The 21,569-nt window shown below is 69.5% G+C and carries 17 protein-coding genes; 6 read left to right on the plus strand and 11 right to left on the minus strand.

Annotated elements, in window-relative coordinates; translation table 11 throughout:
* Window positions 1–301: 301 nt before the first annotated feature.
* The 5 genes from ACIPXC_RS34090 to ACIPXC_RS34110 all read right to left on the minus strand — a co-directional run bounded on the left by ACIPXC_RS34090 (window position 302) and on the right by ACIPXC_RS34110 (window position 9,232).
* Entirely contained in the window at window positions 302–1,615 is a 1,314-nt protein-coding gene (locus tag ACIPXC_RS34090; RefSeq protein WP_401626114.1) for a DUF2399 domain-containing protein, read from the minus strand.
* Entirely contained in the window at window positions 1,612–5,778 is a 4,167-nt protein-coding gene (locus tag ACIPXC_RS34095; protein WP_401626117.1) for an SbcC/MukB-like Walker B domain-containing protein, read from the minus strand. Before ACIPXC_RS34095 ends, ACIPXC_RS34090 begins: the two co-directional genes overlap by 4 nt.
* Complete coding sequence (locus ACIPXC_RS34100) at window positions 5,775–7,004, minus strand: DUF2398 family protein (protein WP_401626119.1); 1,230 nt, start codon at window positions 7,002–7,004, stop codon at window positions 5,775–5,777. The genes ACIPXC_RS34095 and ACIPXC_RS34100 overlap by 4 nt, the downstream gene beginning before the upstream one ends.
* Window positions 7,001–8,554, minus strand: a complete 1,554-nt coding sequence (locus ACIPXC_RS34105) for a DUF2397 family protein (protein ID WP_401626122.1) — start codon at window positions 8,552–8,554, stop codon at window positions 7,001–7,003. The genes ACIPXC_RS34100 and ACIPXC_RS34105 overlap by 4 nt, the downstream gene beginning before the upstream one ends.
* A 291-nt stretch (window positions 8,555–8,845) precedes the next feature.
* Complete coding sequence (locus ACIPXC_RS34110; protein ID WP_401626125.1) at window positions 8,846–9,232, minus strand: hypothetical protein; 387 nt, start codon at window positions 9,230–9,232, stop codon at window positions 8,846–8,848.
* 376 nt (window positions 9,233–9,608) lie between these two features.
* Here ACIPXC_RS34110 and ACIPXC_RS34115 point away from each other — a divergent pair, with 376 nt between their 5' ends.
* The 4 genes from ACIPXC_RS34115 to ACIPXC_RS34130 all read left to right on the plus strand — a co-directional run bounded on the left by ACIPXC_RS34115 (window position 9,609) and on the right by ACIPXC_RS34130 (window position 15,295).
* The gene (locus ACIPXC_RS34115; protein ID WP_401626128.1) at window positions 9,609–10,163 is read left to right on the plus strand and encodes a hypothetical protein; all 555 of its coding nucleotides are present in this window, start codon (window positions 9,609–9,611) and stop codon (window positions 10,161–10,163) included.
* A 2-nt stretch (window positions 10,164–10,165) separates the two neighbouring features.
* Window positions 10,166–10,720, plus strand: a complete 555-nt coding sequence (locus ACIPXC_RS34120) for a hypothetical protein (protein WP_401626131.1) — start codon at window positions 10,166–10,168, stop codon at window positions 10,718–10,720.
* A 148-nt stretch (window positions 10,721–10,868) separates the two neighbouring features.
* Window positions 10,869–11,681 carry a Hachiman antiphage defense system protein HamA gene (locus tag ACIPXC_RS34125; protein WP_401626134.1) on the plus strand — a complete coding sequence of 271 codons (813 nt, stop codon included), beginning with the start codon at window positions 10,869–10,871 and terminating at the stop codon, window positions 11,679–11,681.
* Entirely contained in the window at window positions 11,678–15,295 is a 3,618-nt protein-coding gene (locus tag ACIPXC_RS34130) for a DEAD/DEAH box helicase (protein WP_401626137.1), read from the plus strand. Before ACIPXC_RS34125 ends, ACIPXC_RS34130 begins: the two co-directional genes overlap by 4 nt.
* 401 nt (window positions 15,296–15,696) lie before the next feature.
* Here the strand turns inward: ACIPXC_RS34130 and ACIPXC_RS34135 are convergent, their stop codons facing one another.
* Together ACIPXC_RS34135 and ACIPXC_RS34140 are read right to left on the minus strand one after the other, a co-directional pair.
* Window positions 15,697–15,993, minus strand: a complete 297-nt coding sequence (locus ACIPXC_RS34135) for a hypothetical protein (protein ID WP_401626140.1) — start codon at window positions 15,991–15,993, stop codon at window positions 15,697–15,699.
* A gap of 73 nt (window positions 15,994–16,066) precedes the next feature.
* A complete protein-coding gene (locus ACIPXC_RS34140) occupies window positions 16,067–16,936 on the minus strand; it encodes an IS5 family transposase (RefSeq protein ID WP_401626143.1) in 870 nt (289 codons plus the stop codon).
* A gap of 675 nt (window positions 16,937–17,611) precedes the next feature.
* Between ACIPXC_RS34140 and ACIPXC_RS34145 the strand changes: the two genes are divergently transcribed.
* The gene (locus tag ACIPXC_RS34145) at window positions 17,612–18,034 is read left to right on the plus strand and encodes a hypothetical protein (protein ID WP_401626146.1); all 423 of its coding nucleotides are present in this window, start codon (window positions 17,612–17,614) and stop codon (window positions 18,032–18,034) included.
* Window positions 18,035–18,268: 234 nt separating this feature from the next.
* Here the strand turns inward: ACIPXC_RS34145 and ACIPXC_RS34150 are convergent, their stop codons facing one another.
* Complete coding sequence (locus ACIPXC_RS34150) at window positions 18,269–18,832, minus strand: hypothetical protein (RefSeq protein ID WP_401626149.1); 564 nt, start codon at window positions 18,830–18,832, stop codon at window positions 18,269–18,271.
* Window positions 18,833–19,147: 315 nt separating this feature from the next.
* Here ACIPXC_RS34150 and ACIPXC_RS34155 point away from each other — a divergent pair, with 315 nt between their 5' ends.
* Entirely contained in the window at window positions 19,148–19,360 is a 213-nt protein-coding gene (locus tag ACIPXC_RS34155) for a hypothetical protein (RefSeq protein WP_401626151.1), read from the plus strand.
* A 232-nt stretch (window positions 19,361–19,592) separates the two neighbouring features.
* Here the strand turns inward: ACIPXC_RS34155 and ACIPXC_RS34160 are convergent, their stop codons facing one another.
* The 3 genes from ACIPXC_RS34160 to ACIPXC_RS34170 all read right to left on the minus strand — a co-directional run bounded on the left by ACIPXC_RS34160 (window position 19,593) and on the right by ACIPXC_RS34170 (window position 21,179).
* Window positions 19,593–20,087 carry a hypothetical protein gene (locus ACIPXC_RS34160; protein ID WP_401626154.1) on the minus strand — a complete coding sequence of 165 codons (495 nt, stop codon included), beginning with the start codon at window positions 20,085–20,087 and terminating at the stop codon, window positions 19,593–19,595.
* Between the two features lie 427 nt (window positions 20,088–20,514).
* The gene (locus tag ACIPXC_RS34165) at window positions 20,515–20,901 is read right to left on the minus strand and encodes a fic family toxin-antitoxin system, toxin component (protein WP_401626157.1); all 387 of its coding nucleotides are present in this window, start codon (window positions 20,899–20,901) and stop codon (window positions 20,515–20,517) included.
* Window positions 20,898–21,179: a DUF1778 domain-containing protein gene (locus tag ACIPXC_RS34170; RefSeq protein ID WP_401626160.1), complete on the minus strand. Its 282-nt coding sequence runs from the start codon at window positions 21,177–21,179 to the stop codon at window positions 20,898–20,900. The genes ACIPXC_RS34165 and ACIPXC_RS34170 overlap by 4 nt, the downstream gene beginning before the upstream one ends.
* Window positions 21,180–21,569 lie beyond the last annotated feature (390 nt).

The following is a 21,569-nucleotide window of genomic DNA, read 5'->3' on the forward strand; positions in this document are numbered from 1 at the left end:
CTTTTTTTTATTCCCCGCCCCACCACCTAAAACAACACCCCATATAACACTCTTCCCCCACCCCCGGCTATGCCGGGGGGCGGGGGGGGGGGGGGGGGGCGGGGGGGGGGCGGGGGGCGCGCCCCCCCCCACGTGGTCCCAACCCCAAAGGGCCTGTGGCCGCTGCACTATGCGGGAGCGGGGATCGCCGCCGACACAGGGTGCATGGCCGGGGCTGGCCCTCTTCACGCCCGTCACTGCTGACGCCAGTGACGAACAGCCACGTCATTCTCACGCCGACCATGACCTGACACCCGCTGCGCTACAGCGGCGGGTGTCCGTGGCGCAGATCTTCCACAAGCTGGTCGAGGAGAGCTTCTTCATAGGCGGGGCGGCCACAGGCATGCATGGCGGCTTGCAGAGTGGGGTCCCACTCGGTGTCTGGCAGGCGGGCGAGGTCCAGCTCAGTGCCGTAGAGCGGGTCGGGATGAAGGCTCCTGGTGTACGACTCCGCGTTCATGCGCCAGGGCTGCGCGCCGGGAACGGCGTCGAGGACAGCGCGTACGTGCTGGATTCCAGCGCTGTCGAAGTCGGCGCGCACCGCGATGCGCCAGCCGCTGGTTGCGATGCATGTGAGGGCGTGGAGTTCGGCGGCCGAGGGGGTCCCGACGGTGCACAGCATCCGCACGGGGATGCCTGTCGGCAGGGCGAGCGCTGCCGCGACGACCGACGGGTTTTCGGTCACGAACACCCAGACGTCGCCCTGGCCGGTGGGGGAGGGCCAGGTGGTGGCAGCAAGGGTGAAAGGGGGCAGGACAAGGGGGTGCCGGGCGGGTACGGACCAGCCGTCGGGGTGGACACCGAGGCTGAGCAGTCCTCCGCCGAGGGAGTCGAGGTCGATACCGAGCCGGTTCCAGGCCTGGCGCGGGGGTATGCCGGTGCGGGTGATCGAGGCGGTCGCTGCTTCGGCCAGGACGAGTCCGGCCAGTTCGGTGCCCGCGTCCAGTGCGTGCGGGTCGCCGACTGCCCGGTGGGCCAGGACACGGCGGTCGATCCGGCCGTGACGGGGCAGAAGCCGCAGTACTTCGGCTGCTGCTGTCAGGAGTTGCTCGGGTGTGGGGTGCTGGAGGATGCGGGCCACCCGTCCTGTGCGGTGCAGTTCCCCCCACCCCTCGTCCGCAGGCCGTACCGGTGCAGCGGCGGGCAGCGCTGCGGCCAGGCGCGCCCGCAGCTTCCGCAGTCCGGCGATGCGGGCAGCCTGCCGTGCCTTGTCGCCGGCGGTGCGGCCGAGCGAGCGGCCTACCGCGTGCGCGGCAACGGCTCCGGGCGTCAGGTGTGCCCCATGGCGTCGCAGACGCAGCGCCAGCTCGTCCAAGCTGATCCTGCGACGTTCCCCGGGGGCGAGGACGCGGCTGCCGGTCAGTCCGCGGACCGCCGCTCGCCGTACCGCTGCGTCAGGGGCGGTGATCACTGTGCTGCCGCTGGCCAGGTGCGGATCGCCGCGCTTGTCGGCCCTGTCGGCAATCTGCTCCCACAGCCACTGGGCGTCGGGGATGAGCAGGGTGTCGAGTCTGGAGTTGCGGCAGGCTCCCTCTGGGCACCACAGCCGGGGGCACGCCGACGGTGTGGTGGTCATCTCGCCGCCGGCTGGTCTGTCAGGCGCTCCGTCTGAGCGGGGAGTTGGCCGGTGGCGGCGAGGAGCCGACGGCTGTAGAGGTGCATGGGTTCGGCAATGATGATGCCAGTCGAGGACTTCGTCAGGTCGTGGATGTCGACACCATCCCAGGCGCCGGGGGAGCCGTCCCAGTGATGGCTGGTGCACATCAGGTCCAGGTCGAGGCTTGCGGTGTACGCGGCGATGCCGTCACGTCCTTGCTCGTCGACCTCACCCGGTACTTCGTCGAGCGCGCACAGGCGCAGGGCGTGGGCGGGCAGATGACGGTACTCCGCCGACAACGCGGCGAGCATGGGGGCCAGCACGATGAGCCTGCTCTCACCGCCGGAGATCGTCGTCTGCCTTGCACCCCACTGCTCGGTCGTGCCGTCTGCCCGGCTGATCATGTATTTGACGGTGACCCAGTTGCGGATGTCGATGGCTTCGGCCAGACGCGTGGCACGGTCGGTGCTGCCGCCGTCCTCACCGTGGCGCATGACGGCCAGCAGCTCCTGTCCCACACTGTGCTGTTGTTCGGGTGTGCGCTCGGCATCACCGATGTTGCAGGTGAGGTCGTGGATGAGGGCACGCGAAGGAGTCAAGTTGGGGGCGAGGTCGACTTTGAGCTGCACGCCGACGCCGGACGATGCGGCCGCGAGTTTCATCTGCGTGTTGACGTCTTTGACCCAGTCGTGGAGATCGACCCACGCGGTGCCGATGGCGGTCGGGATACAGCCGAGGACGAACTGCTCGAGGGCCTGGTCCTCGGCGGTGTCGTAGGCGGCCCGAGCCGATGCCAGACGCAGTGCCGCTTCCCTCGCGGCCGCAGGCGGGGACATCCCTCTGCGTCCGGCCAGCGTCAGCTGATGGGCGGGCAGCCCGTCGGGGACGTGCCCGTGCCCGAGCTGCCAGTCGTCGTCTTCGCCAGCGAGATGCGCCCGCGCAGCCGCGGCACAGTCCTCCAACGGTGAGCCCGCAGCAGGAAGGTTCGCGAGCCGGGTACGGAGCTCGGAGAGCCATCCGGTGCCCTCTCCGCACTCGGCCTCGTCCTCCTTGCGAGGCGGACACCCGAGGAGCTCCTGCACCCCGTCGAAGCCCAATAGCTGACGCATACGAGCCAAGGCGTCCCCGGCCGCCGGCCCGGCCTCCTGCAGACGCCGTGCTGCATCCTGCTCGGCCTGCTGCGCTGCCCCTGCCCGGGTCGAGACATCCGCCAGCCGGGACTGTGCCTCGTCCAAATCCTGACGGATGCCCTCGTGGGCTTCCCGGGCTGCGTCGGCCGCCTCCAACAGTGCCAGTTCGTCCATGCCACTGCGCTGCCGACAGGTCTCCAGCGCGGCCAGGCAACTGAGGACGGCCACGTAGCTGGCCTGAGCCTCTCGGACAGCCCGTTGTGCCTGCTCCGAGGCACCACTCGCTCGGCCGGTCGCAGAGCAGACCTCATCAAGCAGACGGCCGATGCCCTCCACAAGGTCTGAGGCCTCGCCTACGGACGCGGCGCGAATACCGGCCAAGCGTGCCTCCTCCCGTACCGCGAGGATGGTGTCGGGCAACCCCAAAGTCACCGCGGTGGTACGCCACCGGCCCAGCAGCCCGCGGTGGGAGGACTCCTTGTCCTGGGCGAGCCGGTCCTGCTGCGCGGCATGGGCGCATGCCGCGTGCGCGGCACGCGAGGCCTCGGCCCGTGTCGTCTCCGCGCGATCGGCCTCGGTCACCGCATCCCGGGGAAACCGGGCGGCGAGCTCCTGAACGGTGTCGGCGAACTGGGCCATCATGTGCGCGGCGCGCACATGGCGGGAGCCGGCCCGCTGCCAGCGGTCGCACTCAGCCTGTGCCGCTACTGCCGCGCGCAGAGCGGCTGCCTGCCGGGCCGTGGCGCCGATGTGCGAGGCCTCCGGTACCACCCCGCTGTCCAACGGCAACCGCCCGGCCATCGGGCCGGCGCGGAATGTGCCGTCCGCGCCCACGACGAGACCTGCCGGAACCCGGTCAGCTTCCGCTCCGGTGGCGCTGGGCAGGTAAGCGACGCGTTCCAGGACGCGAGCCGCGACCTCCTCCAGAGGATGGCCGGGCACGGCCTGCACAATCGCGGCCAGAGACTGCTGCGCGGGCAGCGCCGGGCCGTACGGACGGACCAGCCAGCGGCCCTGCGCGGCCGCACCGAGGGAGGTGAGTTCGGCGGACAGCAGACCGGCAGCGGCCATCACCGCCTCGGCCACATCGCGGACCGCACCGACCGAAGCTCCGGGCTTCCAGCCGACGGCGCAGGCGAACGCCTGCTCGTCGTCGGATCCGGTACGCCACGCGGGGCCGGGCAGCGGCAGCAGCTCACCCGAACTCAGACGCAGGGCCCGCCCGGCCGCCTCCTCGGCGGCCTGCCGGGCCTGCTCTGCTCTGCCGGTGTGGTGGTCCGCACGGGAGCGCGCGTACACGCTTCCGGTCTCGGCTGCGACGGCCACCTGCTGGGCGAGCCGGCCGGCGTCGTGGATCACGCGGGCGCACTCCTGGACACCGGCCCATTCACGGGCGTCGGCGCTGATCACCCCGACGTTCAGGCCAGGGGTGCGGCATCGGTCGCGCACGGTCTGAGCCCAGGCTTCAACACGGGCAGACAAAGCGACGACGCGCACCTGGACGTGCCCGAGAGTGACCTGGTGGCGGGCAGTCGCCCCCTGCGCCGTGTCGGCGGCAACATCGGCGAGCTGGCGGGCCCGCAGACTCTCTTCCTCCAGCCTTTCCACGTCCGCGTAGGCCAGCGCCGTCGCAGTGGCTTCCTCACCACGCCGCTCAAGCCGGGTCCGGGTCTGCGACAGCTGTTCCGCGATCTGCTCGGCAGCCGGCTCGTCGACGGTCACGGCCAGGTGCACGACCGGTGCGAAGCACCGCTCACCGATGAGGAGCGGCGGCGGCTCGGTGCGCTGCACGGTCACCGGGGCGGCGAAGGCCGCTGGTAGCTGCGCGCGGCGGCAGGCGCGCGCCACTTCCTCCATGAGGTCCGATACGGCATCCGTCGCGTTCTGGACATCGCCGGTGGCGCGTGCGGCCGCCTCCACCCGGGCCGCCAGAATCTCGCAGTCCTTCTCGTGACCCGCCTGAAGATGCGTGGCCTCGTTCTGAGCGCGAGCCACGTCGCTGGCGGCGACATCACGGGCCAAGGCCTGTGCCCGGCCGTCGGCTTCCCGTTCCCTGGCCGTGAGGTCCCGGATCAGGTGCTGCAGCTCGGCCAGGGCCCGGGCACACACCTCGGCGTTCGTACGCGCACTCTCCACCCCGGTCCGGTTCTCCTCCAGGGCACTGGTAGAGGCGATCGCGAGGTCGATGGCTTCCATGCTGATCCGGCCGACCGCATGCGACCAGGCGGCGCCCAGTTCCTCCAGGACCTGGGCGGTCTTGGCGTCCCGCTCGTAGCGTTGGCGGGTCGCCTCCGCGGCAGCGAGCGCCTCCTGGGTCGCCTTCACCACCGCCGGGCTCACCGTGGGCAGCACCTTGCGCAGCTCGGCAGCGGCATCGGCCGGGGTCAGCCCCGACAGCAGCCCGGGGTTGCGGACCTTCTTGATCCGCCGGGCGATCTGCTTGAGCGTGTCCGGGCCGCAGCCGAAGATCCGCTGGGCGAGATCCGCGACGTAGGCCTCGGTCGACGGGAAGACCTCACCGCCCTGTTCCGCAACCCATCCGCAGAAGTCATCGCCGCCCATCGTGGACAGGTCGCTGCCGTCCTGCCCCGGAACGACCGGTAGGCGGAAGGGAATCGTCTCCACGCTGTTGCTGCTCTGGGCGTATTCCAGGCGCAGTCCGTAGTGCTGCTCTCCCGCGTCCGCGTCACCACTCGACGGATCCCCGGGCGGAGCGAAGCTGATCCACATGCACCCGATGCGCCGTCTGCCGACAGCGCCGCCCTTCATCAAAGACACCAGGCTCGTGGCCCGCCCCGACGCCGAGCTCAACTGATGATGGGCGGGATCCAGCAGAAACGGGCAGAGCCCTTCCAACAGGGTCGTCTTGCCCGTTCCGTTGGGGCCGCGGGCCAGCCACCGTCCCGAAGGACAGGGGAGTACCTCGCGCGTGTAGTGCCAGACGTTGTCCACGCCGGCGCCGATCAGATGCCAGCGGCGCCACCACCGCTCGATTCCGTCCACCGGATTCACCGCACCGACTCCTTCACCCCGATACCAGGAACGGGCTGCTCCTCCGGCAGAACCGTCCACCGCGCCGCGGCGGGCGAGAGCCACCACCAGTCCTCGTAGCCGCCCACCACCCGCAGCAGGTCCGCCTCCGGCTCCAGCACCCCGCGAACATCGTCGGCCAGACGCGGCAGATCAGCCCGCAGATCCTTGCTCCACCAGGGGTGTTGCACAGCCATCTCGCCCAGCCGGCGTACCACCCAGCTCTTCGACGCGCCGCACCATCCCACCCCCGGCGCCAAAGCTCCTCCCCGCTCCCCTTCCGCGGTCAGCGCATCGACGAGCAGCAAAGCGGCGTGCCGCACCGTTCCCGCACTGCTGCGCCGGCGGTTCGGAAAGCGAAACCGCCCCGATACCCGCTCGTCGTAGCTCTCTTGCGGCATCACGAATGCCGCCCCCTCCAACCGGTGCTCCAGGGCCAGGTCGAATGCCGCGGCGACCTCCGCGCCGTGCACAGGACCTTTGTCGCTGAGCCACCGCAACTCGTCCTCGTCCAGATCGCAGACATGCACCACCGCCTGATCGGCGAGCATCGCGCAGACCCTGACCCCGGGATCCGCAGGCCGCGGCAGGTCCGCCAGCCACCCCTCGGGGTCCTCGGCCGGGTCGGTGGACCACTGGCCGCACTCGTCGACAGGCACACCTCTGGGCAGTACATGCACCAGCCGGGCATGGTGGACCTTCAACAGCACCGGGGGATCCGCCTCACCCTCCAGCAGGGCCTCGACACGACCCTCGAGCTCCTCCAGCAGCCCGCAGTCACACAGCCGACGCAAGGCGGCCGCGAACGCCGCCAGTTCCGCACCCGACTGCGTGACGGAATATTCGGTCTCGGCAGCCGCCGCCCGTGCTGCCGCAGCCACCTGCCCCAGCCTGACCCTGGGCGGCAAGGACTCCAGCGCACTGACCGTGAGCCAGAACCACACACCCCGCGGCGAGTCACCCTCAGGAATACGCGCGGCCAGCGGCGGGGCCGGATTGTGCACCCGCACCAGATCAGGCTCCACCGACAGCACACACCCGACCGCCGCCAGCACCTCGCGCAGCGCCACCCGGTGGCGGTGCACCGCCTCGATGACCACATCGTCCCGCCCGCCGACCAGCCACGCGTGCGTCTTCAAGAACCGGGCCAGCTGCGGAACGACCTCCTCCTCGTCGCCCCCGTGACCCGCTCCCGCGATCGGACTCATGCCACCGCCTCCAGACTGACCGCCAGCACGTCCACCTCGCCGCGCCCCGCCGGCACCAGCGCACCCAGGGACGCCTCCGGGCTGAAGGCGACCTGCCGTCCCGGGATCAGCACCGACCAGCTCACCCCCTCCACCCTCCCCAGCGCACCCTCCTGCGCCGTCAGCGTGCAGCCCACCCCACCCGCCCGGCCGGTGCGCGTCCCCTCCACGTCCACACCCCGCGCCGCCGCCATCACCGCCCGCAAAGCCATCCGGCACGCACGATCCGACAGCGGTGCCACACCCGAGAGCACCTCCGCCACCGCCATACGCTGCTCGGCCTCGCGCCGCTCCGTCGCCAAAGCGACCTCCCGAGCCGCCTCGGCACGATCCCGCCGCGGCGACACCGTCCCCCTCGGACTGCTCTGCCCGCTCGACCTCAGCATCGCCAGAGCCGGAACCCGCGGCCCCTCATGCCAGGAGACGACCTCGCCGTCCTCACCCTCCGCACAGGTATGCAACTTCACCCACGGCCGGTCGGCCAGCGACGCCCTGAACAGCGCCTCGCCCCACCGTGGATCTCGGCACCCGGCCGCCAGCGCCAGCGCCTTCGCACGCAACGTCCCAGGCCCCGCCACGCTCTGCTGCCGCCGCAGATTCGCGTGCATCATCGGAATCGCCCGCACCAGCTGCAGCCCGAACCTCGCAGCCCGGCCCGTCGCCGGCGCGAACCAGCTCAGCAGTTGTTCCCAGTCCTGCCCCTGCGCCCCACGAGCAGGTGCCAGGACTCCCCGCGCGACGAGGGCACCCGCACGGGACTGCGCCCCGCATGCCACCGCCAGCTCGGCGAACCGGGGGCGCAGCCGCAGAAGCTGTCCGTGGATGGCGACCACTTCCCGGTCCAGATGGACGACCACATGGGTCGCGTACGCCACGATGAGCTGCTTCAGCTCGGCCGTGTCCTTCGAGTCCAGGTCGAACCGGTCGGCAAGACCGGCCAGCATGTCGGCCTGGCCCACCAGCGACGCATCCAGCTGGTCGTGCTCCACGAAGACCTGTCCCGCCAGCTTCGACGTCGCCTCCGGCCCCGCCCCCGTCCCCAGCAGGCCGTCCAGCGCCTCACGCATACGAGCCAGCCCATCCAAGGGGATCTCCCGCTGAACGACTCCCTCCGACGCCAGCAGGGTCCACAGCCGCTGCACCCGGCGCCCCTGCGCCGTCGCGGCGTAGCGCCACCGCGCGCCGTTCAACTCCTGCCACCGCTCGATCTCGTTGTCCGGCTGCCCCGAGACAGCCAAGAAGGTGTCCTGCAGAGCCCGAAGACGCTGCGCCACCACACCAGGGCGGAGGTCGGTGCCTCGCGCGGCGAGCTGTGCCGAGATCTCGGAGGGCGTCAGATGATCGACGGCCTGCTCCAGTACACCCATGATCATCACGTACTGCTCGCGAACGGTGCTCACGACGTACCCGAACACCCGGCTGGGGTCCTGCGCCCGCAGCTTCGCCCTGGCCCATCCCTCGACGATCCAGTCGTCGGTGCCAGGACTATTGAAGTCGACGAAATGTGCCATACGGGCCAACACATCCTCTATAGGTCGAATGTCACCTATGAGGTTAGAAGTGACCACTGACAATGGGCCTCACGGACCTGTCAGGGAAAGAGGTCGCCTCGTCGGGATCCTCGGCTGAACTCCGGTTGGGCCACCCTTGGAGTCGCCATGACCGTCATGCCGTCCGCCTGCTCACCCATGAAGGCGAGCAGGCGTTTCGTCGGCAGCGAGGGAAGCCCTCGATCGGCCGACGGTGGGGCGCCGAGGCCAAGACGGCCGCACATTGCCGCCCGGCCTGTAGCCGAGGTGGTGTCATCGTCCGTAGTGCGCGAATACCGCGGCCTTCTCCTTCTCCCATGTCCAGTTCGGTACGTCCCCGCGCAGGAACGGTTCCGTCTCTGCGAGCGCCTGGAATTGGTCGGAGGGCCGTCCCGTGCGCTTGTTCACCACGATGGCGGTCAGCATCACCGGGGCCCCTCTGTTCTCCTCCACTCGGCAGGCTGCCGCAAGGAGGTTGCTCATCAGCGTGCCACGGGGCGGCACCGAGAAGTGTGACTCCCTCAGCAGCTCGCTGAGCGTGCTGTAGAAATCGGTCCGCCCTTCGACTGCCCACTCCTTGATGATTTCGACCATCCTGTCCCGCGCCGCGAGCCAGGCCTCGGAGTTGTACCTCAGCCGGGGAAACCGTGTGTCAGTCATCCTGGTATGGCAGCACAACAGGGTGCGGGAAGGGGCGGCTTTCCGGCACCCGGGGCCGGATTGCGCGGCAGCCCCGCTGATCGCCGCAAATTCAACCGGCGCGCGCTCTCCAGCACGGACGCAGCCCGGATCACAATCCCGCGCGGCCGAAGCGGCCGTCCGCGCCCATGCCCGGCGGTTTGACCGACGCCAGGAGCCCGTCGGCCGGAAGTGGACCTGCAGGAACTACGGGGGCGGAAGAGCCGTACGACCGTACGCGCAAACCCGCACTAAATCGAACATGTTCGAATTATGGGGCTGCCCAGTCTGAGGATCCCCCGCTGCTCGGGGAGAGGAAACGGTCATCCCCGCCATCCGGAGCCCTACCGTAGAGCGGATGAAGCGCCTGTCCGCGGGCTTATCGGTGGCCGCAGCCCTGCTCCTGACCGCCCCGCCCCCTGCGGCGGCCGTCGCTGCCGCGCCGTGCGTCAGGGGCGAGTCCGAGTCGCGGTCGCGCAGCTCGGTGGACGACGGCGAGATCAGATGGACCGCGAACACGGCTTACGCCGACGCGTACAAGCACGCCATCAAGGCGTGGCAGTACACCGCCCACACGATCAGGCTGGCCCCGGACTCGGCGACCACCGTCAACGACCTCGAGTTCGTGGACTACAACGACCCGAAGGACCACGCGGCCGCGAAGTGGAACTACCGTGGAGGCCCCGGCCAGACCGACTACATCCGCTTCAACACCGCAGCGATGAAGAACGCCAGCCCCACCAAGCGCCGGCAGATCGCGGCACACGAGCTGGGCCACGCCCTGGGACTGTGCCACAAGTCGGACGCAGGCGGCCCGGGCTACGTACGGTCGCTGATATGGCCGACCGCCCACGAATACTTCGATCGCCCTCAGGACGTCGACCGAGCCAACTACTCCAAGCTGTGGGGCTGATCATGAACGTGAAGACGTGGGCGCTGGCCGGGACCACTGCCGCCGTCCTCCTCGGCAGCGGCGGCTGGTACGCCTGGGAGAGCAGCGGAACGTCGCACACGGAGAGCTTGTGCGGGACCCCGTCGGGCGGCACGGACGCCGAGGTGGCGACCGGCGCGCAGGGCATCGCCGTGGTGGAAGCCGTTGGCGAGCCCGTTCACGATCCGCAGGCCGTCGGCACCGAGAACCCCGAGCTCGTCACGACGCCGGTACGGATCGTGGAGACGATGAAGGGGACGTTCGCCCCGAGCATCGGGGTGTCCCAGCGCGTCGAGCCCGACGGGACGCCCGGCTCCTTCAAGGTGGCCACCTCCAACCGCGAGGTGATGATGAAGCCAGGGGAGCACTACGTGATCGCGATCGGCCCCGGCGACCTGGAAGCGCGCACGGGGACGACGACGTTCTCCACCCTGATCGAGCCCGCACACCGGGGGACGGCCGGGGAAGCCGCCTACTGGCGCGGCGTGATCGCGAAGGCGCCCCCTAAGCCGGTCTGCGACGACACCACCACCCAGTAGAACCTTCCAGCCCTCCCGCCCCGGTCCCTGCCCCAGCACTTCGGCGGCCGCCGGCATCCCGGGATGGAGGCCGGCGGCACGTGCTGGCCTAGCCTTGGCCCAGTGGGTTCGCCGACCAGGTGTGCACCCAGGGGGAGGGCAAGGGCGCGTGTTCGACAAGTGGCTCAAGCCGCAGGACGTGGAACAGCCGGACGGGCTGCTGGAGTACCAGCTGCTCGCCGACGGCGGGCTGATCGAGGACGACGAGCTTGTCGAACGGCTGGGCCACGAGGTGATGCGCAACTACCTGGTCCCCGGCGAGCTCGCCAACGTCTTCGACGACCTGGGCGCCCCAGAGGTCGCGGGCTACCTGCGGAGGAACAAGTTTCCCGTGGACCGCAAGATCCGCCACGGGGACTTCGGGGAGATCATCACCGGCGCCCTCTACCGCAGGGTGCGCCGGTGGTGCGTTCCGGTCCTGAAGCTGCGCTACAAGCAGACCCCGGCGCAGGCCGTGCAAGGCACGGACGTGCTGGCGTTCCGCTTCCGGCAGGACCCTCCGGCGATCGCCGTGCCGGAGGTGAAGACCCGAGCCTCCCGGGACAACCGGGTGGGGACCGAGGCATACGACAGCCTGGAGAAGGTTCTGGACAGGCTGGACGAGAGCATCCACTTCCTCATGGCGCGATGCAACGACCGCGGGCAGGTGTTCCTCGCGCGCCGGCTCGGCGCGCTGCTGCGCGAGCCGGGACGGCGCCAGGTGGAGCGGCACATGCTCTTCGTCCACGACGCCAAGTCATGGAAAGAGGACATCGTGGCCGGGCTGGGCGCGAAGGTGACCCAGCGCACCGAGCTGACCGTCGTCAAGATCGACGATCTCAAGGAGTTCGTCGGCCGCGTCTACGACGCGGCCGAGACCGCCCCCAGCAGCACCACCTCCAGCAGCAGCGGCAAAGACAGCGGAACGGCGGGAACAGCGTGAGGGACGACGACGGGACCGTACGGCGTCTCGGCGAAGAGGCACTGGCCACAGGAGAGGCGACCGCGTCCCTGCGCGGACAACTGCGCTCCCACGTCCTGGCCGAGCAGATCAGCACCGAAGGGACAGCCGACTACACCTACGACCCCGACGCGCTGCGCCGCGGCCTCTCACTCGCCCGGCTCGGGCAGCTGGCCCGCACCCCGCGGGAGCGCCGCGCGGAGCCGGGGCCGCTGCCGGACATCGCCCAGGCCTACGCCGACCTGGCCGCGCGGGCGAACGGGCCGGAGCCCCGGATCGAGCTGCTGGCGATCTCAGCGACGATGTGGAGTCTGGCCGGCTACCAGGCCAACGCCACTGCCATCGCCCGCACCTTCCAGCAAGAAGTCGGGGAGCTGTTCTCCCACGGGGACATGCCCGACACCGACGCTCTGACCGCGGCCGCCCCGTACCGGATCGCTGACGCCGCCGGCGCGGTCCTACGGCGCGACATCGACACCGTCGCCCGGCTCGGCGCCGCCGCAGCCAGCGAACTGCCGCGCCTTGGCCGCGAGCTCACCGCCGCACTCACCGCCGGCCGGGCCGAGCAGGCGGACCTTGCCGTGCTGGCCGCCTACGGCCTGGTCGGCCGCGCGGCGCGCTCCCTGGCCGCACTGTGGCGCACCGGCAACCGCACAGCCGGACGCGCCGCGATCAGCGACCTGAAGCAGGCCGCGTCGATCCTCCTCCAGGCCTCCGTCGTGGACACCTGGACCCTGGTGGACTCCCTCGCCCACGCCGTCGAGGACATCGTCGCGACCTCCCCGTGGCTCCTGCTGCGCCGCGCCTCCAGCTGGTCGAGGACCTGGGAGCGCTACCTCAAGGCCCTGATCGTCTCCGACCGCCCGCTCACCCAGGTCTGGCCCTCCCAGCGCACCGCCCTGGACGCCGGACTCCTCGACGCACCGGCCCACAACCTCACGGTCACCATGCCCACCTCCGCGGGCAAAACCCACATCGCCGAGTGGGCCATCCTCCACGCCCTCGCCGACACCGGCGAGGCCGACGACAGCCCCCTCGGGCTGCTCCTGCGCTTCATGGACCCGCCGCTGGCCGTGTACGTGGTGCCCACCCGCGCGCTCGCCGCCCAGGTCGAGCGGCACCTCGCCGCCAGCCTCGAACTGGTCGGCCTGCGCGTCTCCTCCCTGTTCGGCGGCGCCGAACACGTCCGCTACGAGAACCAGCTCCTGGACTTCACCGACGTCCTCGTCGTCACCACCGAGAAGCTCGACCTGCTGCTGCGCAACACCCCTGACCTCGCCAGCCGGCTGCGCCTGGTCCTCGTCGACGAGGGACACTCCATCGACCGGTCCGCGCGCGGGCTGCGCCTGGAGATGGTCCTCACCCGGATCCGCCGGACCACCCCGCTGGCGCGGATCGTCCTGCTGTCCGCAGTCCTGCCCAATGGCGAGGACATCGCCCGCTGGCTGGAGCCCACTGCCGACGGCACCAACCACGCGGAGACCAGCTGGTCACCCTCCCAGCTCCGCACCGGGATTTTCTCCTGGTGGGGCCAGGAAAAGGACGGGCAGAGCGGCGGCATCCAGTACGGCACCGCCCAGGAGAACGACTTCTTCGTCCCCCGGGTCCTAACCCGCCACCTCAACCGCACCCGGCTGTCCCCGCGCGAGGCCAAGGACGTCGCAGCCGGCCTGGCGTTGCACTTCGAACGCCTCGGCCCGGTCCTGATCTCCGCAACGCAGCCGACTTACGCGCAGGCCGCCGCGCGCGCCCTGCAAACGGCACTGAAGAAGGCCGACCCCCCCGTACTCGGTGCAGACCCCGCCGCCAGCTGGCAGGCGCGCAACCTGCGAGATCAACGCTGGGAGCTCTCGGAACGGATCGCCGAGCACCTCGGTGAGGAGCACGAGCTCACCGTGATGGTGCTCCAAGGCCTCGCCTACCACCACGGCACGGTCCCCCAAGCCGTCCGCCACCTCCTGGAGCGCGCCTACCGCAACGGCACCCTGCGCGTGCTGTGCGCCACCAGCACCCTCTCCCAGGGCATGAACCTGCCGGTCAAGACCGTCCTGGTCCACAGCACCTCGCGCAACAAGACACAGATCCCCGTCCGCGAGTTCTGGAACGCCGCCGGCCGAGCCGGACGGGCCTTCCAGGAGACCGAGGGCCACGTCGTCCTCATCGCCAAGAACGCCGAAGACGCCCGAAAGCTACGGCGCCGTTACCTCGACAAGGGCAACATCGAACCCGTCTTGTCCACCATCGGCGCGCTCTACCACCGCCTCGTCATCACGAGACTGGGCGCCCGCCCCACCCCGGGACAGAACCTGACGGACATCGAACTGCCCGACCCAGAGCAGGAAGAACTCACCGACTGGGCGCAGGCGCTCGATCTCCAGCTCCTGACGATGCTCGCCGAAGAAGTCGTAGACACTCCCGACCAGCAGGTCCTGGAGGACGCGGCAAACGACCTGCTCGCGCACACCCTGGGCGGCCACCAGATCGGTGCCCAGGAGTGGTCCCTTAAGCCGCTCGCCCGGTTCGCCGCCCGTCGCGTTGCCGCACTCGCCCGCCAACTGCCAGATCCGGCCGCCCGCGCGGCGGTCCTGCGCACCGGGCTGAGCCTGCAAGGCGGCCTCGATGCGATCACCGCCGCGGAAGAGATCGCGCTCGCCCTCACCACGTACCCGGATCTCCTCGGCCACGCAGGCTGGCCGGTGCTGCGGCACACCGTCTTGACCGCCGCCACCACAATCCAGGAACTCCGTCGCAGTGCCACCGCGAAGAACCAGCCGATCGAAGCCGTCGTCCCACTCGCCACTGGCTGGATCTTCGGCCAGACGCTCCAGGAGATCCACACCAGCCACCGGGAAGCTCTCGGCGCCAAGGACATCACCGTCACCTCGGCGTACATCGACAAGGTGATCGTCCAGGACCTCGCCTGGACCGTCTCGGCGATCCTCCAGATCCTGGAGACCCGCCACGGCATCATGCCCGAAGGCGCGCTCGCCGCCCTCCCCGCCATGCTCAAGTACGGCGTCGACACCGCCCCCGCCTGCTACGCCGCCAGCCTGGGCATCGACCAGCGCCGCGCGGCCATCGACCTGGCCGCACGCTGCCCCGTACCCGAGCCGTCCTTCTCCGACTTCACCGGCTGGCTCAGCGACCTGACCACCGACGAGATCACCGCCATCACCACCCCCAACGTCGCGGCCCTGCTCATCCGCAGCGCCGAGCGGCGCAGCCCCCACACCGTCCAGAAGACCATCCTCAGCGGCCGAGGAACGTTCACCACCCCCCTGCGCGGCATCCGGCACACCTACAGCGAGGAGTACCTCGCCCGGCTCCCCGCCGGAACTGTCCTCGACCTCGTCCGCGACCACGACAACCCGACAGACCCGAACGCCATCCGGGTCGAGCACAACGAACTCCACCTCGGCTGGATCGCCAAGGGCACCGCCCGGCCGCTCGCTCTCGCTCTCGACGACCGGCCCGCCCCCATGATCACGGCCGTCCTGCACACCGACACCCAGGCTCTCGCCGACACCGCAGGCACCGACCAGCTTGCCGGCCACGACCAGGTCGAGCTCACCATCACCATCAGGCCCCGGGCATGACCACCCCGGAACAGATATAGGCGCTGCTGCCTCGGCTGCTACTGGGTTGCTGCTCGTGCAGCAGGCCGGCGCGCTCGTGCAGCGGCGGCCAGCCGCTGCAACGACTGGCAGCAGCGGCGGATCGGCGAGCTGCGGCAGAAGGGCACCTTGTTCTGCCGGATCCAGGGACGCCGGTAATCTGCCCGCGACGAATCGGCGCCCTGTACCGTCCCAGGCGCAGCACATTCACGCTGTGGCTAGGGAGGGTGGCGCCCGTGACCATTTACGACGATCACCCGACCGATTCCCGGCTCGAGGCAATCTCCCTGCAGGTGTCACGCCAACACCTCCTGATGGTCTGTGGGGGAGTGTCAGTGGAGATTCGGCGGCTGGTTGTCAGTGGTGTAGCCCTAGGCCGTGTTTTAGGTAGCGCGGGCGGCCAGCCACTTGGTGAGGTCGCCCGCGATGCGGTCGTTACTGGTCTCGACGGTCACGTCGTGTTCGCGGCGGGCGGTGTCGCGGCGGACAACCTCGTATCCGCCCTCGTCCGGGACGGCGACGGAGGCAAACCAGACGGGGTCGTCCTGGTCCGGCTGGATCACGACGAACGTGTTGTCCGAGTCGTTCAGGTCGTCGATCAGCATGAACAGCGCGTCCTCGGACGGGTCGTCGACGTGGTCACCGTTCTCGCTGTCGGCGCAGTAGTACCTGGCGGCCACCGAAGCCCTCCCCGAAGATGTGCTGCCCAATGCCGTGATCAGCATGGCACGGCCGTATCGGCAGGCCGCCGGTTCACAGCCACTGGTGGATCGCCGCGATCTGGACGGCCGCCTCGAACCGGACGGCGAGCTTGTCATAGCGGGTCGCGACAGCCCTGTGCTGCTTGAGGCGGCTGATCCCGCACTCGACCGCGTGGCGGGCCTTGTAGTCCTCCCGGTCGAAGGCCGGCGGCCGGCCACCGGCCCGGCCGCGGCGCTTGCGGTTGCGGACCTGGTCGGCCGGCTCGGCGATGGTGCAGCGGATCCCGCGTCTGCGCAGATAAGCACGGTTGGCGCGCGAGGAGTACGCCTTGTCACCACGCACCCGCAGTGGCCTGCGCCTGGGACGACCACCGCCGACCCTGGGCACCCGGATCGCTTCCAGGACCGGCTCGAACTGCGGACTGTCACCCCGCTGACCTGCCGTGACCAGCAACGACAGCGGCTTCTGGCCCTGCTCACAGGCCAGATGGATCTTCGTGGAGAACCCGCCCCGCGACCGGCCCAGCCCATGGTCCTCCGGTTCGGTCCCGACCCCTCCCGGGGGCTCCTTCTGCCCTGCCCCGTCCCGGCGGGCACCAGCCGCGTGCTGATGGGCCCGGCAGACCGTGGAGTCGACGTTCACCTCCCACGTGATCAGCCCGGCCGCATCAGCCCTCGCCTGCAGCAAGGTGAGAATCCTGGCCCACACACCCTCACGCTGCCAGCGGCGAAAGAGCCCGTAAACGGTCTGCCAAGGCCCGTACTCGCACGGCAGATCACGCCATGGAACACCCGTCCGTACCCGCCACCGAACTCCATCGACCAACCGCCGCCGGTTCCCGGACCTGCGGCTCACACCTGCCGCAGGCAGCAACGACTCCAGCACCGACCACTGCTCATCAGAAAGATCCCCACGCCCCACGCCATGATCATCACGGCGCAAGGCGTGGACCGGAACCCCGATCTAAAACACGGCCTAGTGACCTGGTAGTTCACGCTGACAGGCCGTGACGTACTGGTGCTGACACGAGTGACGAGTAGCCACGTCATTCTCACACCGACTATCAGTCGCGCCCCGGCCGCCCCGGCCGCCCCGGCCGCCTCGGCCCTGTCGTCGGCCGCGCGCCATCCGCCGCCGCGACCGAGCCGGCTGTGGCGTCCGGGCCGTCGCGCCGCCGCTTCTTCCGCCCGCGGCCGGCCCCGCGGCCGCCGTCGCGCCCGAGCCGGCCGCGGCCGCCCGCGCCGTTCCGCCGCCCGCCGCGCGGCGCCGCCCGACGGCCGGGCGGCTGCTCGCCTGCTCCCGCCGCTTGCCTGCAGTGACCCCTCCGCGCCCGCAGCCGTCCTCCGCCTCGCGCCGGGCCCGGCCCTGCGGCCTCGCCGCGCCGTCCGTGAGGTCTGCTGTCGTAGCCCCCTTCCGCTTGCCGCGCCCCGCCCGCCGTCGCTCTCCAGCCGCCCTTCGGCCGTTGACTGGGTGCTGCCGCGCCGTGCGGCCCCGCCGTGGGCCGCGTCGCCCGAGCCCGCCTCGCGCCTCGTCCCGTGACTGCTGAGCCAGATACATGCAGGAGGGACTGTCAGTGCGGGATGCGACGCTGGCGGGATGTTACGTAGCAAGGCCTACAGCGACGCACTGAGAGCAGAGCGGATCCGTGAGATCGGCGGCCCTGAAGTCGTCCGTGCCAAGGCGATAGCAGCCCTGCAAACCGGGGCGAAGCCCCCGTGGGGCCACGATCGTGAAGAGATCTTCCTGACCTCCTGGATGGTGCGCGAGCGTCTGTGCCAGGAGCTGACTCAGTCAGGCGAAAGCGGTGGCCGCATGTACGTCCTCGGTTTCCAAGGCACGGACACCGCGGTGAAGGTGGGGTCCAGCGGAAAGCCAGAGAACCAGATCAGGAACTATGAGATTCAGGGCCAGAACTGGGGGCTCGGGCTGGTCGACGGATGGGTGTCCGCCCCGATCGGAACGAGGAGCAAGGCGTACACCTTGGAGTCTGCCTCCTCCAATCGCTCCACCTCGTGCTGAATGGGCACGTCCTCGGAGGCCGGACCTTCGAGTTCTTCCACGGCCACGACTTCGAACGGATCAAGGACCTGGTCCAGGATCCTGACAGGCTCTTCAACGAGTCCCTTTGAACCGGCCCCTGCGCCGCTTGTCCGTCCTCACCATCATCTGGCTCGGATAGCTGCCTGGTGACGGTGCCTCGCTCCCCGGCATTGCATCTGCCGGGGAGCGAGGCATTTGTCAGTGTCGCGGGGGTCAGTGGGAGCAGTGCGTGCAGGACGATGCGCCGGCGAACGCATGGTCAGCTGCGGCGACGTCGCGGCCGGTGAGGTGTGCGGCCGCGTCCAACGAGGCGGACAGGGGTCGGCGCGTGGCAGTGCTGAACTGGTAGGGCTTGTCCGTGGCGATGTACCGATCAGCCGCCGCAGCGTACGCGCCGGGCTTCCTCCGGTAAAGGTTGTCGGCTCGGCTGGCACGGCGCCACCGCGCTTCGACGTCCGCCCACTTCTTCTCTGCCTCAGCCGCGCTCATGCGGACTGCTTCGCCGATGACCTCCCAGCTGGTCCCCCGGATCCGCTCGGCGATCACCGCAGCCCTCATGAACAGGGTGTTCACCGAGTCCTCGAGGTGCGCCGCCTGGCGCACGTAGTCGCCGGCCTGCGCCAGGTCCTCGCCTACCATCAGCGCGAAGCCCCCGTAGGCCGTCGCACGGCTCTCAGCCGCCGCCACCATCTCGATCCTGGCGATGTCGGAGTCTGTGAAGCTGTCGACCGGCAACTCGTTCGGGTCCACCTGGACGATGACTGTCTCGCTGCTCATGGCGAGGAGCGTAGAGGTGCTCCGCAGCTTCACAGACCGCTGTCACCCATGAGGCTCACAGGCCATTTCCCCAGCTAGACGCGTCGCGCTGTGAGGCTGTGAGGCTGTGAGGTGCAGCGTGGCAACGCGTATCCACCCCCGAATCCGGTAGCGGCCAGGGCCTCGGACCACACGATCCGGTGAACCGCTGAACTGCGGATACCGCCAGCTACTCCTTGCGGGCGACACGGTGTCAGACCCGGTTCCTACCGTCCGTTCCGTGACCACTTCCACCGCGCCACCTCCGGCGGCGCGTCTGCTGAAAGACGGCCCCGCATGACTCTCAAAGGCGGAATCGACAACCCCCGCAGCCCGCTGCGCCGGTCCCTGGACCGCGAACTGTCCGCCGGCGCCAAGCCACTGCGGGAGTCCTTCCGGTCCCAGCACCGCACCGATCGTGTCCTGCTGCCTCTACCCGGTGTCGGGACCGAGGCTGGCACCGCCGGGACTGCGATCGACACCCGGCTGCGCCTCGCCTTCTCCACGTGATGGTCTGCGGGGGAGTGTCAGCGGAGATTCGGCGGCTGGTTGTCAGCGGTGTAGTCCCAGCGACCTGGTAGTTCACACTGACAGGCCGTGACGTACTGGTGCTGACACGAGTGACGAATAGCCACGTCATTCTCACGCCGACCATCACCCGGAAGCCGCACTCGCGCCGCAAAGCTTGTGAAGGTCCACGTCCACTGACACCACCGAGCTGTCGATCAGGCGGGTGCGCGTGTTAGTCCAGGTTCGGAGTGGCGGCCTTGGCGTCGAGATGGCTCCAGGCTTCGGTGTTCCAGTCCTGGACCTCGATCACGATGATGGGCCGGAAGCCGCTGACAGTGGTGACCTGGACTCGTCCGTACGGAAGGCTTCGGTCGATCTTGGCTATCTCTGACGGCGGATACTGTCGGGCTCCGCTCAGTGTGAAGAAGTAGATACCACCGGTCCGGAGCGGAACCGCCCACCCGGTGCGGACCTCGCCGTCGTTTTCGCTCCTCCTGCTGTAGGCCCGGGTAGGGGCGCCGATCATCCCAGGGGCGTTGTCTGCCGCGGCTCTCAGGTCCGCCGCCGCTGCGGTCCGACTCGCGGCGGCGACGTCGTAGAGCCATGCGGCGGTGAGGAGGACGGTGAGGCCGACCCACGACAGACCTCCAGTCGGTTCGTCCAACTGCCAAGCCACGGTGCCCAGCGCGATACCAACGGCGATGATCTTGCTGCTGTCGGTAGCCATTCCGCTCCCCGGGTGTGTGATGTACCGAAGGCATCATTTTCACGCCCAGGGGAGAGTGACCGGAAGGCTGACCTTTGTCCAAGATCAGATTCCCCGCCAGACCACATCGCAGTAGTGTCGGTTCGGGCCCGCATTCTTCGGCAGCGTTTCCGGCAGTTTCCGCGCGCCGCACCTTCCTGGTCACTCCTCCAACGTCTTCGCCTTACTCCCGTCCCGGAAGGGCACCCGGGCTACGTCGGGGACCGGACCGTGAGCCGGGCAAGCGAGGAGGGTGATGGTCTGTGGGGGAGTGTCAGCGGAGATTCAGCAGCTGGTTGTCAGTGGTGTAGCCCCAGTGACCTGGTAGTTCACGCTGACAGGTCGTGAAGTACTGGTGCTGACGGGAGTGACGAATAGCCACGTCATTCTCACACCGACCATCAATAGGTCAGGAGACGCTCCACGCCCGCAGTTGGCGGCCGATCAGGCCGACGCCCATCGTGCCGGACGCCGCGCTCTGGACCAGAGTGACCGCCTCCTTCGGCAGGTAGTCCAGCCGGCACCCGTTCAAGGCCAGATAGGCCTGCGCGCAGTGCCACGCGTAGGCCTCGTTCGAGTGCTCCAGACCTGGCAGCCGCACCAACGTCTGGAGCAGCGCCGCAGCCTTGAGGTGCAGAGAGCCGTAGATGTCACGCTCCAACGCACGGGCGTTGACCCGGGCCACCGCGGCGTAGAGAGTGCCGTAGTCATCCACCTGGGGATCACCCGGCAGCAGCTCAGCGGCGTGCAGAAGGAAGGTCACGTCGAGCGGATGGAGCGGCTCGTTCTGTGTCACGCGGCGTGACCCCGCTCCTGCTGCCCGTCAAGATCGTGCCGTGCCTCCAGCTCCGCGGCACGCTGCTCCCCGCTGGGGTCGCCAGCGCTGGCCTCAGCGGCGAACGCCTCACCGCTGAGGGACATCGATTCCCTGAACGCTTCAAGGAATCGCGCTTCCACGGCAGTGGCGCGCGCGTACGCGGCGGACAGGATGTACTCCTGCAGGCTCACGCCCTCCTGCTTCGCGGCGGCTTCGATCGCGGCACGCTGAGCCGGATCCGGGAAACGCAGGTTCATAGCTTTAGGTTGCGACATGGTACCGAGGGTACCGCCGGTACCATACCTGAGGCCAGAACCCAGGGAAAGGCATCAGGCGACGACGACAGCAATAATCCAAAACGACACACGCTCAAACCCCGCACACACCGGACCGTTCCCCACCGAGTCGGCCACCCCCTCCCTGCTGGCCATTCAGTGACAGTAGCCACACTCAACCGAACGACGCCACACCAGAGTTGACATATTCCCAGCTCATGCGGTCCCGCCGCGCAGCAGAGGGACGGTTCCGCGCTTGCGCGGAACTGCCGTGCGCAGCACGGGCCTTCCTTTGGAGGTGCGCAGCACCGACACCGGCGACTTGTCGCCGCCCTAGCGAAGGACGCAGTCCTGAGTCACCCGCTGCGCGGG

The organism is Streptomyces sp. NPDC090021 (assembly GCF_044748225.1).
Taxonomy (GTDB): Bacteria; Actinomycetota; Actinomycetes; order Streptomycetales; family Streptomycetaceae; genus Streptomyces.